A 15602-nucleotide genomic window follows, 5' to 3' on the forward strand; every position below is an offset into this window, starting at 1 on the left:
GGTCTCGATACGCCGCTCCGCGGCTACTCGACCAGCAGAGAATGACACCGCCGCTCAAGCAGACGGCGAAGTCCATGCTGATCGAGTAGCCCTCGCAGAGGGCGTATCGAGATCCACCCTGCTGAACACATCGGGTCTCGATACGCCGCTCCGCGGCTACTCGACCAGCATGTTCGGCGCGGCCCCTTGCATGCTGATCGAGTAGCCCTCGCAGAGGGCGTATCGAGATCCCGCACCCGTCAGAGCACGTCGAGGATGTCGTTCTTCAGCACCTCCGCGCGGGGGCCGAAGACCGCCTGGATGCTCTCGCCCACCTCGAGCACTCCGGCCGCCCCGAGCGCCTTCAGCCGCCCCTGATCGACCAGCGCCCGGTCGCCGACCTGGACGCGCAGGCGCGTGATGCACGCGTCGACGTGGACGAGGTTGCCGCGCCCGCCGAAGGCCGCGATGAGCGACTCGGCCTCGGACTCCGGCGGAGCGTTCGACGTGGAGACCGGCTCCGCCTCGACCGCGACAGGTTCGCCCACGTCCACTCCGGCGGCGACCTCCTCCCGGCCCGGCGTCCGCAGATTCCACCTCCTGATCACCACCCGGAACAGCAGGTAGTACACGCCGAAGTAGACGACTCCCATCACCACGAGCAGCCCCACGTTCCTCGCGGCCGGCGCCGTGCCGTACAGCAGCAGGTCGACGAGCCCCGCGGAGAACGAGAAGCCGAGGTGGATGTCGAGGAGGTCCGCGATCGCGAGGGACAGCCCGGTCAGCACGGCGTGCACGACGTAGAGCGGGAACGCCGCGAACATGAACGCGAACTCCAGCGGCTCCGTGATGCCGGTGAGGAAGGCGGTCAGACCGGCAGCGCCGAGGATGCCGATCGCGGCCGCGCGCTGCGAGCGGTTCGACACGTGGATCATCGCCAGCGCCGCCGCCGGGAGTCCGAACATGAGCACGGGGTAGAAGCCCGCGGTGAGTGCACCCGCGGTCGGATCGCCCGCGGCGAAGCGGGTCAGCTCCCCCGTTACGACACCGCCGTCGTCGCGGGTGTAGGAGCCCTGGAGGAACCAGACGTAGGAGTTGAGGATGTGGTGCAGCCCGAGAGGGATCAGCATGCGGTTCGCGAAGCCGTAGACGAAGGCGCCGAGTGCCCCGGTGCCGCCGATGAAGGCTCCGAGACCGGTGAGGCCGGTCTCGAAGACCGGGTAGAACCAGCTCAGGCCGAACCCGACGACGAGGCACGCGAGCGAGACGACGATCGGGACGAACCGCCGGCCGCTGAAGAACCCGAGGTAGGCGGGGAGCTCGATGGTGTGGAACCGGTCGAACAGCACGGCCGTGAGCAGACCGACCACGATCCCGCCGAAGACGCTGTAGTCGATCTGCACCTGATCGCCGGCGGCCGTCGTCCGCCCCGCCAGGACGATCGGCGACAGGACGGTGAAGACCTTCGCGAGCACGAGGTGGCCGACGACCGCCGCCAGGGCGGTCGAGCCGTCCGGCTTCCTGGTGAAGCCGATCGCGACACCGACGGCGAACAGCAGCGCCAGGTTCTCGAAGAGGGCGCCGCCCGCCGCGCTCATCGCCTGGAAGAACGGACCGAGGACGGGCAGGTCGATCCGCCCGAGCAGGTCAGGCTGTCCGAGCCGGAGGAGGAGCCCCGCCGCCGGGAGCACCGCGATCGGCAGCATGAGGCTCTTGCCGAGGCGCTGCAGACCGGCGAAGCCGGGGACGACGAGTCGGCGGCGGGAGGCAAGCGCGCTCCGAGGGCGGGCGGTCATGCGGAGAGCAGAGGGTCACCGGCGAGGACGGACGCGCCGTCCACCACGAGGACGTCGACGTAGTCCGCGGTCCGCTCCAGCACGACGACGGGGACCACGGACGGGAGTCCCGCGGCGAGGATCGCCGGGACGTCGTAGGCCAGGACGGGTGTCCCGGCCTCGACGCGGTCGCCCTTGGCGGCGAGGACCGAGAAGCCGGCGCCCTTCAGCCCCACCGTGTCGATCCCGAGATGGACGAGCACCGCCCGTCCGCTGTCCGCGACGACCACGAACGCGTGCGGCAGCACCTGGAGCAGGATCCCGCATACCGGTGCGACCACCTCGACGGGCTCCGCGGGAGGCTCGATCGCGACACCGGCTCCCATCACGCCGGCCGCGAAGAGCTGGTCGGGCACGGCCGAGAGGGGCACGGCGCGCCCGGCGAGGGGGGACAGGACGACGACCACGGGGACTCCCTCGAACCGGAGACCGGCGCGTACTCACCACCGGTCGCCGATCACAGTAGGGCGGAGCGGAGCCCGGCCGTGCTGTGGCGCGAAACGCCCCGCGCGGTCACCGCCGGGGTCTCGATACGCCGGTCCGCGGCTACTCGACCAGTATGTCTCCCATGCTGATCGAGTAGCGCTCGCAGAGCGCGTATCGAGATCCACCAGCGTCAGAACCTGAGTCTGCAGACTCGCCCTGCTGATGACGGTGGGTCTCGATACGCCCCTGCGGGGCTACTCGACCAGCATGTGCGCAGGCGTCTCTTCCAAGTAGATCCCGCGCGGTCAGACCGCCGGCCAGCTCTCCGGGCCCTCGCTGCCGGCCGGGTACTCGTCGAGCGGGACGTCGTCGGCGCGCCAGGCGTCGATCGCGGGCTGGACGATCCGCCAGCACTCCTCGGCCGCGTCGCCGGGCACCGAGAGCGACGGGTCGTCGTCGAGGATCCCCGAGATGACCTCGCCGTAGGCCAGCAGCTCCCCCGCACCGAAGGTCGCCTCGAGCGACGCGCGCTCGAGCGTGTACGGGTCGCCCGGTCCGTTGATGTTCAGCTCCAGCGCCATCTGGTCCGGCGCGAGGAACAGCCGCAGCACCGACGCCTCCGCCGTCCCGTGGAACCCGGCGGGCAGGTGCGGCACCGGCTTGAAGCGGATGACGATCTCGCGCCGCCGCTGGCCCAGGGCCTTGCCCGAGCGCAGCGTGAACGGCACGCCCGCCCAGCGCCAGGTGTCGATCTCGACGGTCAGCTCGGCCAGCGTCTCGGTCTTGCGCGACGGGTCGACCCCCTTCTCGTCCGTGTAGGCGGGGAGCTCCCGCCCGTCGACCGAGCCGGCGGTGTAGCGGGCCCGCCGCGAGTTGGCGCTCAGGTCCTCGCCGTGCAGCCGCGTCGCCCGCAGCACGATCCCCTTGGCGTCGCGCAGGTCCGCGGCGCCGAGGGTCGACGGCGGCTCCATCGCGACGACCGCCAGCACCTGCAGCAGGTGGCTCTGGATCATGTCGATCAGCGCGCCCGCACCGTCGTAGTAGCCCGCGCGCCCCTCGAGGCCCAGCTGCTCGTCGTAGACGATCGCCACGCTCTCGATGTGCTCCGCGGACCAGAGCGGCTCGAGGATCCGGTTCGCGAAGCGCAGCCCGAGCAGGTTCATCACCGTCGCGCGGCCGAGGAAGTGGTCGACGCGGTGCACCCGGTCCTCGGGGACCAGGGCGGCGACGCGCGCGTTCAGATCGCGGGCGCTCTTCTCGTCGGTGCCGAACGGCTTCTCGAGCGCGAGCACCGTCCCCTCCGGCAGATCGTGCGCGGCGAGCGCGTCGCAGGCCTTCGCCGCGATCGCCGGCGGCAAGGCGAAGTAGATCGCGACCGGTCCCTCGCAGCTCGCGAGCAGGGCGGCGAGCGCCTCCGGATCCGTGACGTCCACCTGCTGGTAGCGGGTGCCCGAGACGAGCGCGTCGATGCCGTCGCCCCCGGCGGTCTCCGTAGCGAACGACGACGCCACGACCTCGTGCCAGTGCTCCTGCGTCCAGTCCTCCTGACCGGCGCCGACGAGGTGCAGGCGGCGATCGGGCTCGCGGGTCAGGAGCTGACCGACAGCGGGCAGGAGAAGGCGGGCGGACAGGTCGCCCGTCGCACCGAGGATGAGCAGCGTGGAGACCGACTGAGGCATGCGCCACACCCTACGGCGCCCCCGCCGACCGTTTCCCGGCCTTGACGACGGCCCTGCCGGGTCGACCATCAGGAGCGCCCAGCGTTCTGGTGCCAGGATCAGCGCATGGTCTCCCCGATCGAGGACTACGCCGTCCTCTCCGACTGCCGCACCGCCGCTCTCGTCTCCCGCGACGGCGGCATCGACTGGCTCTGCCTCCCCCGCTTCGACTCCGCCTCGATCTTCGGCGCGCTCCTCGGCGGTGACGACCAGGGCCGCTGGTCGCTGCGGCCGGTGGACGCGGACGCGACCGTCGAGCGGCACTACCTCGGCGACACCCTCGCGCTCGTCACCATCTGGACCACCGCGACCGGCGTCGTCGAGGTCACCGACGTGATGCCGCTGCGCGACGACCGCGCCGAACTGGTGCGCCGCGTGCGGGGCGTCTCCGGCTCGGTGCGGATGCGCCAGGAGCTGCGGATCCGGTTCGACTACGCCCGGACGATGCCGTGGGTGCGCCAGGAGGGGTCGGACGAGGATCCGCTGCTCGTCGCCGTCGCCGGCCCGGACGCGGTCGTCGTCCGCGGCGTGCGCCTCTCCGCCACCGATCACGTGCACTCCGCCGAGTTCGACGTCGCGCCCGGCGAGACGGTCGACCTGTCGATGGCCTGGTTCCCCTCGCACCAGCGCGCCCCGAAGGTGCTCGACGTCGACAAGGCGATCGAGCGCACCGTCCGCTGGTGGACCGACTGGGCCGGAGCGATCCGCTACGACGGCCCGTACCGCGAGGCCGTGGTCCGCTCGCTGCTCACCCTGCGCGCCCTCACCGACGACCAGACCGGCGGCATCGTCGCCGCCGCGACCACCTCGCTCCCCGAGGAGTTCGGCGGCAGCCGCAACTGGGACTACCGCTACGTCTGGCTCCGCGACGCGTCCCTCACGCTCGAGGCCCTGCTCGCGCACGGCTTCGAGAAGGAGGCGCAGAAGTGGCGCGCCTGGCTGCTCCGGGCGGTGGCCGGCTCACCGGAGGACGTGCAGATCATGTACGGGCTCGCCGGCGAGCGCGACCTCGCCGAGCGGGAGATGCCGAGCCTGCCCGGCTACGACGGCGCCTCGCCCGTGCGGATCGGCAACGCGGCGGTCGACCAGTACCAGGCCGACGTGATCGGCGAGGTGATGGTGGCGCTGCACGAGGCGCGCGTCGCCGGCGTCGACGAGACCGAGTTCTCCTGGCCGCTGCAGCGCGCACTGCTCGGCTTCGTCGAGAGCAACTGGCAGCGGCCCGACAACGGCATCTGGGAGATCCGCGGCGAGCCGAGGCACTTCACCCACTCCCGGGTGATGATCTGGGCGGCGCTGGACCGCGGCGTCCGCGCCGTCCGCGAGCACGGGCTCGACGGCCCCGTCGAGACCTGGGAGCGGCTGCGCGACACCGTCCGCGCCGAGATCGAGGAGCAGGGCTTCGACGCCGAGCGCGGCCACTACCTGCAGTCCTACGGCTCGAGCGAGGTGGACGCCTCGCTGCTCGTGCTGCCGATGGTCGGCTTCGTCGCCGCCGACGATCCGCGGATGCTCGGCACGGTCGCCGAGCTGGAGCGCGCTCTGATGCACGACGGCCTGCTGCACCGCTACCGGACGGAGTCCTCGGTCGACGGCCTGGCCGGCGGCGAGCACCCGTTCCTCGCCTGCTCGTTCTGGCTGGTCCGGCAGTACGCGGCGTCGGGCCGTCTCGAGGACGCCCGGACCCTGATGGACCGCCTCGTCGGACTCTGCAACGACGTCGGGCTGCTCTCGGAGGAGTACGACGTCGAGAACCGCCGCCACGCGGGCAACACCCCGCAGGCGCTCTCGCACCTCGCCCTGGTCCAGGCCGCCGACGCGATCGCGGCGCACCGGTGAGCGCGCGCACCGCCGCACCGCGTCGGCGCCGCCCGCTCCGGATCGTCCTGCTGAGCCTGGGCGCGCTCGTGGCGGTCGCCGTCCTCGGCTTCCTGACCTGGTCCTCGATCGTGATGGGCCCCGATCCGGAGGCGCTCGCCCGCGTCGACGCGGACCCGGCGGTCGCCGTCGAGCGCACCGACACCGCGATCGTGCTGACCCCGACCGAGGACGCGGGCTCGGACCTCGACGGCGTCGGACTCGTCTTCGTCCCCGGCGCCAAGGTCGACGCCGCCTCCTACGAGGCCACGCTCGCTCCGCTGGTCGAGGCCGGCGCGAGCGTCGTGATCACCCGGCCGATCCTCAACCTGGCGTTCTTCGACCTGCGCTCGCTCGAGAGCTTCACGACGCAGGCCGACGGCGTCGACGAGTGGCTGGTCGGCGGGCACTCCCTCGGCGGCGTGAAGGCCTGCCAGTGGGGCGAGGACCCGGTGGTCGCGGGTCTCGTGCTCTTCGGCAGCTACTGCGCGAACGACCTCTCCGCGTCGGGCCTTCCGGTGCTGAGCGTGAGCGGCTCGGAGGACGGCCTGAGCACCCCGGCGAAGGTCGCGGCGGCGAGCGATCAGCTGCCCGCCGACGCCAGCTTCGTCGAGATCGACGGGTCCAACCACGCCGACTTCGGCTGGTACGGGCCGCAGCCGGGCGACGGCACCGCCACGATCAGCCACGAGGAGGCCGACGCGCAGATCGCCGAGGCTCTGCTCGCCTTCGCAAGCGAGCAGCGCTAGGCGGGGTCGCGCCCGCGGTCAGTCGCGCGGGCGGCCGTCGCGGTCCGGGGTCTCGCGCAGGTCGATCAGGCCGGTGAAGAGCGCGCCGCGCTCGTTCGAGGCGCGGTCGCCCGAGAACAGGTTGTCCGGCGCCGAGCGCGTGTGGCTGCGCGGCGCGGGCGCGGTGCCCGCCTCCTCGTGCTGCATCTCGACGCGCTGGCGCGGCAGGGCGATCGGGTCGCTCTCGTGCAGCCAGGTGACCAGCCGCTCGCGGACGTAGCAGCGCAGATCGAACAGGGTCGGCGCGTCCTTCGCGGTGACGAGCACGCGGATGCGCACGTAGCCGCCGACCGCGTCGGTGACCTGCAGCACGCTGACGCGCTGATCCCACAGGTCCGTCTCCTCGAGGATGCGGTGCAGCTCGGTGCGCATCTCCTCGGGGCGGACGCGCCAGTCGAGGTCGAGCTCGACGGCGCCGAGCAGCTCGGAACCGGTGCGGGTCCAGTTCTGGAACGGCTGGGTGGTGAAGTAGTTGGTCGGGAGCACCAGGCGGCGGTCGTCCCAGAGGTGCACGACCACGTAGGTCAGTGTGATCTCCTCGATCCGGCCCCACTCGCTCTCGACGATCACCACGTCGTCCAGGCGGATCGCGTCGCTGAAGGCGAGCTGCATCCCCGCGAAGATGTTGGTGAGGCTCGACTGCGCGGCGAGACCGGCGACGATCGAGAGCACACCGGCCGAGGCGAGCAGGCTCGCGCCGGCGGTCCGCGCCTCGGGGAAGGTCAGCAGCGAGGCGCCGATGGCGATCACGACGACGGCCGCGACGGCCACCCGCCGGATGATCGTCATCTGCGTGCGGAGGCGGCGGGCACGCCGGTTGTCGGCGGTGTCGGTGCGGTAGCGCTCGGCGCCGAGGTCCTCGAGGAAGACGAAGGTCGCGCCGACCAGCCAGGCCGCGGCGCCGATCGTGGCGATCTGGAAGACCCGGTCCACGAGCCCGGGCCAGGTCTCGCCCGAGACGGTCGCGGCGAGCGCGGCCCAGACGGCGATCGTGAGCAGCAGCACGCGGAACGGGATGCGCACCCGGCGGATGAGCAGCCGGGCCCAGGTCTTGCGCTTGCCGATCGAGCGCACGATCAGCGCCACGACCGCGGTCACGACGACGGCGATCACGACGGCGATCAGCACGGCGAGGGCGATGGAGCCGACTTCTTGCAGGGCGTCTTCGGGCACGGCGGTCCTTTCGGGAGGGGAAGGGCGCGCACCATCGAGCGGATCGGACGAAGAGGGCAGCCTCCCACGGACACGGCGGGGAGCGCACGCGGCGGCGCCGCACGTTGCGGGGATGCCCAGGCGGAGCGCGCCCACACGGGGCGTCCGCCGAAACGACGAAACGCCCGCCGGAGTGGCGAGCGTCTCGATGTGGTGCACCCCCTCGGACTTGAACCGAGAACCCACTGATTAAGAGTCAGTTGCTCTGCCGATTGAGCTAGAGGTGCGTGGCGACCGGCGAATCGTGCGTGCCGAACCGAGGGATCACATTACCAGCGCCCACCCCCGTTTCGTCAAATCGACACTCGCGCCATGCTGATCGAGTAGCCCGCGCAGCGGGCGTATCGAGATCCACCAGGTCCGGACTGCTAGTCGCCAGAGCTCCTCCTCCGGGAGGCGGAGGGTCTCGATACGCCCCTCCGGGGCTACTCGACCAACATGCACGACCAGCATGCAGTGCGCCCCTCCGGCGCCGCTCGACCGACTGGGAGACCCGCGCGCGGCGGAGTCGCTCAGTATCGTGGACGCGTGACCCTCGACGACGACCTCCGCCTCGCCCTCCGCCTCGCCGACGCCGCCGACGCGATCTCGCGCGAGCGCTTCCTCGCCCTCGACCTCGTCGTGGACACCAAGCCCGACAGCACGCCCGTCTCGGACGCAGACCGCGCCGTCGAGGAGGCGATCCGCGCGATCCTCGCCGCCGAGCGCCCCGATGACGCGATCCTCGGCGAGGAGTTCGGCACCTCCGGCGAGGCCGCTCGGCAGTGGATCCTCGACCCGATCGACGGGACGGCGCACTTCGTCCGCGGCGTCCCGATCTGGGCGACCCTGATCGCGCTGGCGATCGACGGCGTCCCGGTGGTCGGCGTCGTCTCGGCCCCCGCCCTCGGCAAGCGCTGGTGGGCCTCGAAGGGATCCGGCGCCTGGGTGGACGAGAGCCGCGCTCCCCTGGGCAGCCTCGATCTGCCGGACGGTCTGCGGGGCGTGCTGGTCGCCCCCGCCGCCGAGGAGCCGCGCCGCCTGCAGGTCTCCGGCGTCGCCTCCCTCGCGGACGCCACCTTCAGCTACAACAGCATCCAGCAGTGGGACGGCGCCGGCCGGCTCGAGCAGCTGCTGGAGCTCGCCCGCACGGTCTGGCGCGACCGGGCCTACGGCGACGCCTGGCCCTACATGCTCGTCGCCGAGGGCCTCATCGACGGCGCGGGCGAGTTCGACGTGAAGCCCTACGACCTCGCCGCGCTCGTCCCCATCGTCGAGGAAGCGGGCGGCCGCTTCACCTCGGCCGACGGCGAGGACGGCCCGTGGGGCGGCAGCGCCCTCGCCACCAACGGCCTGCTGCACGACGACGTGCTCGCGATCGTCGCGCTCCGATGAGCCTGCGTCGCGCGGCCCTGCTCGCGGCGGTCCTCGCCGGCTCCGCGCTGTCGCTCGCGGCGTGCTCCGCCGTCGTCGGTGCCGACGGGCCCGAGGCGGTGCGCGACGAGACGGGAGTGGTCGTGACCGCGGGCACCGTCGACCCCTTCTCGGTCGTCAAGGGCGACTGCCTGCAGGAGCCGGACGACGACCGGGTCGCCGACGTCGAGGCCGTCCCCTGCGCCGAGCCGCACGCCCTCGAGGTCTTCCACGTGTTCGCGCAGCCCGGCGACGACTACACGAGCCGCAACACCCTCCTGGCGCAGGCGGACGCGGGCTGCGAGCCCGAGTTCGGCGCCGTGATGAGCATCGCCTACGGCGACTCCGCCCTCGAGTACCGCAGCTTCGTCCCGTCCGAGGTGAGCTGGCGGCACGGCGACCGCGCGATCGTCTGCGCCGTCTTCGACCCGGCCGCCGACACCACGACGGGCAGCCTCTTCGGCGCCGCACGCTGATCGCTGAGCCGCGGCTCGATCTCGGGCGGCGGCGCGCCGGCGGTCGGGGATCTCGATACGCCCGCTGCGCGGGCTACTCGATCAGCATGGAGGGGCGCACACCCCTCGCTGGTCGAGTAGCCCCGCAGGGGCGTATCGAGACCCGCCGTCCTCAGCAGGGCGGGTCTGCAGACGCGACTTCTGACGCTGATGGATCTCGATACGCCCGTTGCACGGGCTACTCGATCAGCATGGAGGGGGCGCACCCTCGCTTCGCTGGTCCAGCAGGCCCGCAGGGGTGCGCCGGGACCGCCGCCGACGAGGTCAACCCCTCCCCCGCTCGATTGACAGGGAAGCGGGGCGCGCGCATCGTGGGGGGACCGTCCCGCACGACGGACGAACGGCTCGGGGGTGCCGCGAAGCGCTTCAGGAGTCGACGATGCACGAGCCCACGGGAGACACCCCGGAGAGCACCGACCCGGAGCGCTCGGCCACGGCGGAGCACGAGTTCCGGCCGGCGGACACCCTCTTCACCCGGCTGCAGCGGCAGTGCGCGCTGCTCAGCGCCGCCGAGACGCTGGCCGATGCGGCGGACGACACCGTCCGCCGCTGGTCGCGGCTGATCCACGACTACGCGCTGACCTCCGACAGGGTCGTGTCGGTGCACGGCGACGCCGAGGCGGCCGTGCTCGGCTGGCTGAAGCCGCGCGGTGTCGTCGCCCTGCTCGTCACGGAGGACTGCGACGACGATCACGCGGTCGAGCACCTGGCCGCGGCCCTGGCGGCCATGAACGCGGTGACGCTGACCGTCGACGGCGAGCGCGCCGAGCGCCTCGCGCCGCTGACGAACACCCTCGCGCGGCTTCTGCCGGGCGCGTTCGCCGACCTCCCGGTGGACGCGCACGCGCACTACCCGGAGGGAGCGGTCGCCGCGATCCTGACGCCGGAGATCCTCTACCGCGGCTGGACGCCCCCGGAGACGCTGCGAGCGCTCGAGAGCGGCGAGGAGCGCGACGACGACGAGCGTCTGGCGCTGCTGACCCTCTACGGCCGCATCCGCCAGCTCGACGTCCGCCCGGAGTGACCGCCGGCGCGAGTGACCGCTGGCCCGAGTGACTCGAGCGGAGCGGTGGCTCCCAGTGTGCGACGACGACCGGTGGTGGAGATGGGGGGAATCGAACCCCCGTCCATCGCTGTGATTCTGCGCCTTCTACGGGTGTAGCCAGTGAGAGCGTTCTACTCGGCCCCGACCGTTACCACTGGCGCATCGGTCGACGGGCCCAGCCCGAGTGCAAGTCCCGCGTCGCCCTCAGGCGTAACGACGCAGCAAGTCCTCTAGATGACGCCAGGATCCGGGGCGAGGACGCACCCACGGGCTGACGGACTATCTACTCTGGCTTAGGCAGCGAGAGCGAAGTCGGTGCGCTTCTGTTCGGCACCTGTGTTTTTCAGAGATCGTTAACGAGATAACCCTGAATCCTCGACCCGCTTCTCGCAGTTTCGCAGGCAATGTCGAAACCGATCATCCCCGCGAGCACTCACCGGCACTGAGCCTTAGCCGGCACTGGGCCGGGTGGAGTGGGTCGTCGTCGCACACTGTGGAGTTACAAGGAGACAGTCTACCTCGTCGCGCGCTCCGTCACCCGTCGACGGCGCAGATCGAGCAGTCCGAGCACCAGCGCCAGCGCGATCAGCCCGAGGGTGACGAAGTAGCCGTTGCGGAAGGCGTCGTGGTACTGGTCGAGCCCCTCGGCCATCCCGGCCTCGCTGGCGAGAGTGGCGAAGAACACCGCCGAGGCGCAGGCCGTGCCCACCGCCGTGCCGACGCGCTGCCCGAGCTGGCCGACCGAGCCCGCGACGCCGCCCTGCTCGGGCGGGATCTCGGCGAGCGTCAGCGTCTGGTTCGGCGAGACGACGAAGCCGCCGCCCGCTCCGGCGACGAGCATCGCCGCGCCCATCCCGTAGGCGGCCGTCTCGGCCGGCAGCAGCTCGGCCGCCAGCAGCACCAGGGTGAAGCCGATCACGACGAGCGCGATGCCCAGCACGACGAGGGCGCGGCCGTAGCGCTGGACGAGCTTGCCCCCGTACCAGGCGGTCACCGCGGAGGTGAGCGCGAACGGGATGCTCACCATGCCCGCGAACACCGGCGCGAGGCCGAGCCCCTGCTGGAGGAAGAGCGTCGTGAGCAGGAAGGTCGCCGGGATCGCGGCGAAGTAGGACGTCGCGACCAGGATCCCGTTGCGGTACGAGCTGGTGCGGAAGATCCGGAAGTCGATGACCGGCGTGCGGTCCTTCGCGGCGTAGTGCGCCTCCCACTTGACGAAGGCGTACGCGGCGACCACCGCCAGCAGCAGCCAGAACCAGCGGAACGGCGAGTCCGTCGAGGCGCCGGTGGTCAGCAGGAACGGGAGCATGAAGGCGAAGATCGTCACGCCCAGCAGCAGCAGGCCGACCGGGTCGAGCGAGGTGTCGCCCACCGGGGTCCGCTGGACCTTCGGCAGCAGCTTCCAGGCGAAGACGAGTGCGGCGATGCCGAGCGGGATGTTCATCCAGAACAGCAGGCGCCAGCCGTCCTGCTCGCCGCCGATCGCGATCAGCAGACCGCCCAAGGTCGGCCCGAACGCGGTGGAGAGGCCGATCACCGCGCCGAAGACGCCGAAGGCACGGGCCCGCGCCGCACCGGTGAACAGCTGCTGCACCAGGCCGAGCACCTGCGGCATCTGGATGCCCGCGGCGATGCCCTGGACGAAGCGGGCGACGACGAGCAGCTCGATGGTCGGCGCCACGGCGCAGAGCAGGCTCGCCAGCGTGAACGCGGTCAGCCCGACGAGGAACAGCAGGCGCCGCGACTTGATGTCGCCGAGCCGGCCGGACGGCACGAGCGAGAGCCCGAAGGCGAGCGCGTAGCCGGCGACGATCAGCTGCAGCTGGCTCGGGTCGGCCGAGAGCGACTTCTCGATCGAGGGCAGCCCGACGTTGACCTTGGAGAGGTCGAGGATCGTGAAGGCGGCGACGGAGACCGCGACGGCGAAGGCCCGCCAGCGCGTCCTCTCCTCCGCGGCGGAGGGCGGCGCGTCGGGGGCGTTGTCGGGAGAGGTCACGTCCTCCAGTCTCTCAGGACCGGAGCGCGCGCCTCCCCCGCTCGCGGGACATCGGCGCGGACGGCCTACTCGCCCATGCGACGTCGGGTGGACATGGCGCGGTCGGCCTCGCGGCGGTCCTGGCGCTCGCGGAGCACCTGGCGCTTGTCGTAGTCCTTCTTGCCCTTCGCGACCGCGAGCTCGACCTTGGCCTTGCCGTCGCTGAAGTAGAGCGAGAGCGGGATCAGCGTGTACCCGCCCTCCTTCACCTTGTTGTGGATCTTGAGGATCTGCGCCTTGTGCAGCAGAAGCTTGCGCTTGCGACGCGGCGGGTGGTTGGTCCAGGTGCCCTGGGCCCACTCGTTGATGTGCACGGCGTCGAGCCACGCCTCGCCGCCGTCGACGAAGGCGTAGCCGTCGACGAGCGAGGCGCGGCCGTTCCGGAGCGACTTGACCTCGGTGCCGGAGAGCACGAGTCCCGCCTCATAGGTGTCCTCGATGAGGTAGTCGTGGCGCGCCTTGCGGTTGGTCGCGACGACCTTCTGTCCCTGTTCCCTGGGCACGGCTGCTCCTTCGGTCCGAGAGCGATGGTGGGCCGCCCCGATCGGGGCAGCCCACCAGTATACGGCCGCACGCGGCCGGTCGAGCCGGGCGGTCTAGACCCGCAGGTACCGCGCGATCGCCACGTTGGCCGAGATCGCCGCCAGGATGATCCCCACCACGATCAGGATCGGCACGACGATCAGTGCGTCGTCGACGCCGACGAACGACGTCAGCGGGATCCGGTAGGCGAGGAAGCCCTGCACGAAGAAGACCACGATCGCCACGACCGCGACTCCCGCGAGGATCGAGCCGAGCAGCGCCGCGAACACGCCCTCGAGGATGAAGGGGGTCTGGATGAACCGGTTCGAGGCACCCACGAGCCGCATGATGCCCAGCTCCCGTCTCCTCGAGAACGCCGACAATCGGATCGTCGTGGCGATCAGCAGCACCGCCGCCACGAGCATCAGCACCGCGATGCCGATGGCCGTGTAGCTGGCCGCGTTGAGGATCGAGAAGATCTGGTCGAGGTACTGCTTCTGATCGGTGACGCTCTCGACCCCCGAGACGCTGGACAGGCTCTCCACGAGCACGTCCGATTGCGTCGGGTCCTTCAGGTTGATCCAGAAGGTCTGGTTGAGCAGGTCGGGGGTGACGTACTCGGCGACCGGGTTGCCGGCGAACTGCTCCTGGAAGTTCGCGTAGGCCTGGTCGTGGTCCTCGAAGTAGGAGCGGTCGATGTACGGCGCCAGCGTCGCGCCCGCGAGCTGCGTCTCGACGGTGTCGATCTGCTCCTGGGTGGCGTCGGAGCCGCTGCAGTTCGCGCCGCCGGAGGTGGCTGTGCACATGTACACCGCGACCTGCGCCTTGTCGTACCAGAAGTTCTTCATCTGGCCGATCTGCATCTGCAGCAGGATCGCGGTGCCGACGAAGGTGAGCGAGATGAAGGTCACCAGGATCACCGAGACGACCATGGAGACGTTGCGCCGGAGGCCGCTCGAGACCTCCGACCAGATCAGTGCGTATCTCACTTGACGGGTCCTACATCCTGCTGGTCGTCCCCGGACTCGTCGCCCTCGCCCGCGTGGGCGCGCAGCCCCAGGCGGGCCGCGAGAGACTCCTCGGGGAGGGCCCCGGTGTCGGCGGGGAGATAGATCGGGCCGGTCTGGCTCTGCAGCTCGACCACGCGCGGCGAGGCGGGCGCCTCGGTCGGCGCGGGGGGCGGCGGCGGGACGACCGGGTTCGACTGGGTGGTGGGGCGGGCCGGAGCGACGTGGGTCTCGGGAGCGGCGGCCGAGCGGCGGCCCTCCGGGACGCGGGGCTGCGGTGCGGTCTGCTGCAGGCGCGGGCGGGCGAACGCGGCGCCGTGCTCGGGGAGCTCCGGCGCGGCGGCGGCGGGCGCCGGGGCGCGGCGCAGGTCGACCTCCGGAACCTCGGCGGGCGCGAGGGCGCTCTCCGTGATCACGGGCACCGCGATCGAGGACGTGGTCGTCGGGTGGTCGTCGGCCGCGACGACCACGACGCCGTCGTGCACGACGGTGATGCTCTCGGTCTGGCCGTAACCGCCGCGGCTCTCGTCGCGGACGATGCTGCCGGCCGAGAGCTCGATGACGCGGCGCTTCATCTGGTCGACGATGCCGGCCTCGTGGGTGGCCATGATGACGGTCGTGCCGCCGGCGTTGATCCGCTCGAGCAGCGCCATGATGCCGGCGCTGGTCGTCGGGTCGAGGTTTCCGGTCGGCTCGTCGGCGAGGAGGACCGCCGGCTTGTTGACCACGGCGCGGGCGATGGCCACGCGCTGCTGCTCACCGCCGGAGAGCTCGTGCGGCAGGCGCGCGGCCTTGCCGGCGAGGCCCACCATCTTGAGCGTGTCGGGGACCGCCTCCTGGATGTAGCCCTTCGACTTGCCGATCACCTGGAGGCTGAAGGCGACGTTGTCGAAGACGGACTTGTTCGGGAGGAGCCGGAAGTCCTGGAACACCACGCCCATGTTGCGGCGGAAGTAGGGGACCTTGCGGCTCGAGATCTTGCCCAGGTTCTGCCCGAGCACGTGGATCGAGCCGGAGGAGGGCCGCTCCTCCTTGAGGATCAGGCGGAGGCAGCTGGACTTGCCGGACCCGGAGGCGCCGACGAGGAAGACGAACTCGCCCCGGAGGATCTCGAGATCGATGGCGTTGAGGGCGGGTCTCGTGCCACCCCGATACTGCTTGGAGACGTTGTCGAAGCGAATCATGTCGGTACGAGGGTAAGCGACGATTCCGGAGAGTGACCCGTCCGGCCGCCCGGCGCGCCGAGCGGACCGCTCGTCACCGCCCTCGGC

At 71.4% G+C, this 15602-nt stretch carries 13 protein-coding genes, 1 tRNA gene and 1 other RNA gene; 5 read left to right on the top strand and 10 right to left on the bottom strand.

All coding sequences use genetic code 11. The features are described from left to right. Positions 1–239: 239 nt before the first annotated feature. The 3 genes from HQQ86_RS08350 to HQQ86_RS08360 all read right to left on the bottom strand — a co-directional run bounded on the left by HQQ86_RS08350 (position 240) and on the right by HQQ86_RS08360 (position 3919). Positions 240–1775, bottom strand: a complete 1536-nt coding sequence (locus tag HQQ86_RS08350; protein ID WP_173287691.1) for a PTS transporter subunit EIIC — start codon at positions 1773–1775, stop codon at positions 240–242. Beyond that, a complete protein-coding gene (locus HQQ86_RS08355) occupies positions 1772–2221 on the bottom strand; it encodes a PTS glucose transporter subunit IIA (protein ID WP_173287692.1) in 450 nt (149 codons plus the stop codon). The genes HQQ86_RS08350 and HQQ86_RS08355 overlap by 4 nt, the downstream gene beginning before the upstream one ends. Before the next feature lie 324 nt (positions 2222–2545). Beyond that, entirely contained in the window at positions 2546–3919 is a 1374-nt protein-coding gene (locus HQQ86_RS08360; RefSeq protein WP_173287693.1) for a glucose-6-phosphate dehydrogenase, read from the bottom strand. A gap of 105 nt (positions 3920–4024) precedes the next feature. Here HQQ86_RS08360 and HQQ86_RS08365 point away from each other — a divergent pair, with 105 nt between their 5' ends. Together HQQ86_RS08365 and HQQ86_RS08370 are read left to right on the top strand one after the other, a co-directional pair. Beyond that, positions 4025–5797 carry a glycoside hydrolase family 15 protein gene (locus HQQ86_RS08365; protein WP_173287694.1) on the top strand — a complete coding sequence of 591 codons (1773 nt, stop codon included), beginning with the start codon at positions 4025–4027 and terminating at the stop codon, positions 5795–5797. Then, positions 5794–6564, top strand: a complete 771-nt coding sequence (locus HQQ86_RS08370; protein WP_173287695.1) for an alpha/beta hydrolase — start codon at positions 5794–5796, stop codon at positions 6562–6564. The genes HQQ86_RS08365 and HQQ86_RS08370 overlap by 4 nt, the downstream gene beginning before the upstream one ends. 18 nt (positions 6565–6582) lie before the next feature. Here the strand turns inward: HQQ86_RS08370 and HQQ86_RS08375 are convergent, their stop codons facing one another. Next, a complete protein-coding gene (locus tag HQQ86_RS08375) occupies positions 6583–7776 on the bottom strand; it encodes a mechanosensitive ion channel domain-containing protein (protein ID WP_173287696.1) in 1194 nt (397 codons plus the stop codon). A 190-nt stretch (positions 7777–7966) separates the two neighbouring features. Beyond that, positions 7967–8042, bottom strand: a tRNA-Lys gene (locus HQQ86_RS08380). A 301-nt stretch (positions 8043–8343) separates the two neighbouring features. Between HQQ86_RS08380 and HQQ86_RS08385 the strand changes: the two genes are divergently transcribed. The 3 genes from HQQ86_RS08385 to HQQ86_RS08395 all read left to right on the top strand — a co-directional run bounded on the left by HQQ86_RS08385 (position 8344) and on the right by HQQ86_RS08395 (position 10746). Then, positions 8344–9189: an inositol monophosphatase gene (locus HQQ86_RS08385; RefSeq protein ID WP_367948595.1), complete on the top strand. Its 846-nt coding sequence runs from the start codon at positions 8344–8346 to the stop codon at positions 9187–9189. Beyond that, positions 9186–9683 carry a septum formation family protein gene (locus HQQ86_RS08390; RefSeq protein ID WP_173287698.1) on the top strand — a complete coding sequence of 166 codons (498 nt, stop codon included), beginning with the start codon at positions 9186–9188 and terminating at the stop codon, positions 9681–9683. Before HQQ86_RS08385 ends, HQQ86_RS08390 begins: the two co-directional genes overlap by 4 nt. Before the next feature lie 418 nt (positions 9684–10101). Further along, the gene (locus tag HQQ86_RS08395) at positions 10102–10746 is read left to right on the top strand and encodes a hypothetical protein (protein ID WP_173287699.1); all 645 of its coding nucleotides are present in this window, start codon (positions 10102–10104) and stop codon (positions 10744–10746) included. A gap of 73 nt (positions 10747–10819) precedes the next feature. On the opposite strand, the gene ssrA is transcribed toward HQQ86_RS08395, so the two are convergent. The 5 genes from ssrA to ftsE form a co-directional block, all read right to left on the bottom strand. Further along, positions 10820–11192: a transfer-messenger RNA gene (gene ssrA / locus HQQ86_RS08400) on the bottom strand. A gap of 89 nt (positions 11193–11281) precedes the next feature. Then, positions 11282–12763 (bottom strand): MFS transporter, encoded by a 1482-nt coding sequence (locus HQQ86_RS08405; protein ID WP_173287700.1) that lies wholly within the window; start codon positions 12761–12763, stop codon positions 11282–11284. A 65-nt stretch (positions 12764–12828) separates the two neighbouring features. Continuing rightward, complete coding sequence (gene smpB / locus HQQ86_RS08410; RefSeq protein ID WP_123447996.1) at positions 12829–13305, bottom strand: SsrA-binding protein SmpB; 477 nt, start codon at positions 13303–13305, stop codon at positions 12829–12831. 93 nt (positions 13306–13398) lie between these two features. Further along, on the bottom strand, positions 13399–14313 hold the full coding sequence (ftsX, locus tag HQQ86_RS08415; RefSeq protein ID WP_160090372.1) for a permease-like cell division protein FtsX: 915 nt from the start codon (positions 14311–14313) through the stop codon (positions 13399–13401). Then, complete coding sequence (ftsE, locus tag HQQ86_RS08420; RefSeq protein WP_123737282.1) at positions 14310–15515, bottom strand: cell division ATP-binding protein FtsE; 1206 nt, start codon at positions 15513–15515, stop codon at positions 14310–14312. The genes ftsX and ftsE overlap by 4 nt, the downstream gene beginning before the upstream one ends. Positions 15516–15602 lie beyond the last annotated feature (87 nt).

The sequence above is a fragment of the Rathayibacter sp. VKM Ac-2857 genome (genome assembly GCF_013205025.1).
Lineage (GTDB): Bacteria > Actinomycetota > Actinomycetes > Actinomycetales > Microbacteriaceae > Rathayibacter.

Coding starts and splice junctions, on each gene's coding strand:
- HQQ86_RS08350 (WP_173287691.1), bottom strand. CDS start 1,775: ATGACCGCCCGCCCTCGGAGCGCGCTTGCCTCCCGCCGCCGACTCGTC.
- HQQ86_RS08395 (WP_173287699.1), top strand. CDS start 10,102: ATGCACGAGCCCACGGGAGACACCCCGGAGAGCACCGACCCGGAGCGC.
- ftsE (WP_123737282.1), bottom strand. CDS start 15,515: ATGATTCGCTTCGACAACGTCTCCAAGCAGTATCGGGGTGGCACGAGA.
- HQQ86_RS08390 (WP_173287698.1), top strand. CDS start 9,186: ATGAGCCTGCGTCGCGCGGCCCTGCTCGCGGCGGTCCTCGCCGGCTCC.
- HQQ86_RS08360 (WP_173287693.1), bottom strand. CDS start 3,919: ATGCCTCAGTCGGTCTCCACGCTGCTCATCCTCGGTGCGACGGGCGAC.
- HQQ86_RS08365 (WP_173287694.1), top strand. CDS start 4,025: ATGGTCTCCCCGATCGAGGACTACGCCGTCCTCTCCGACTGCCGCACC.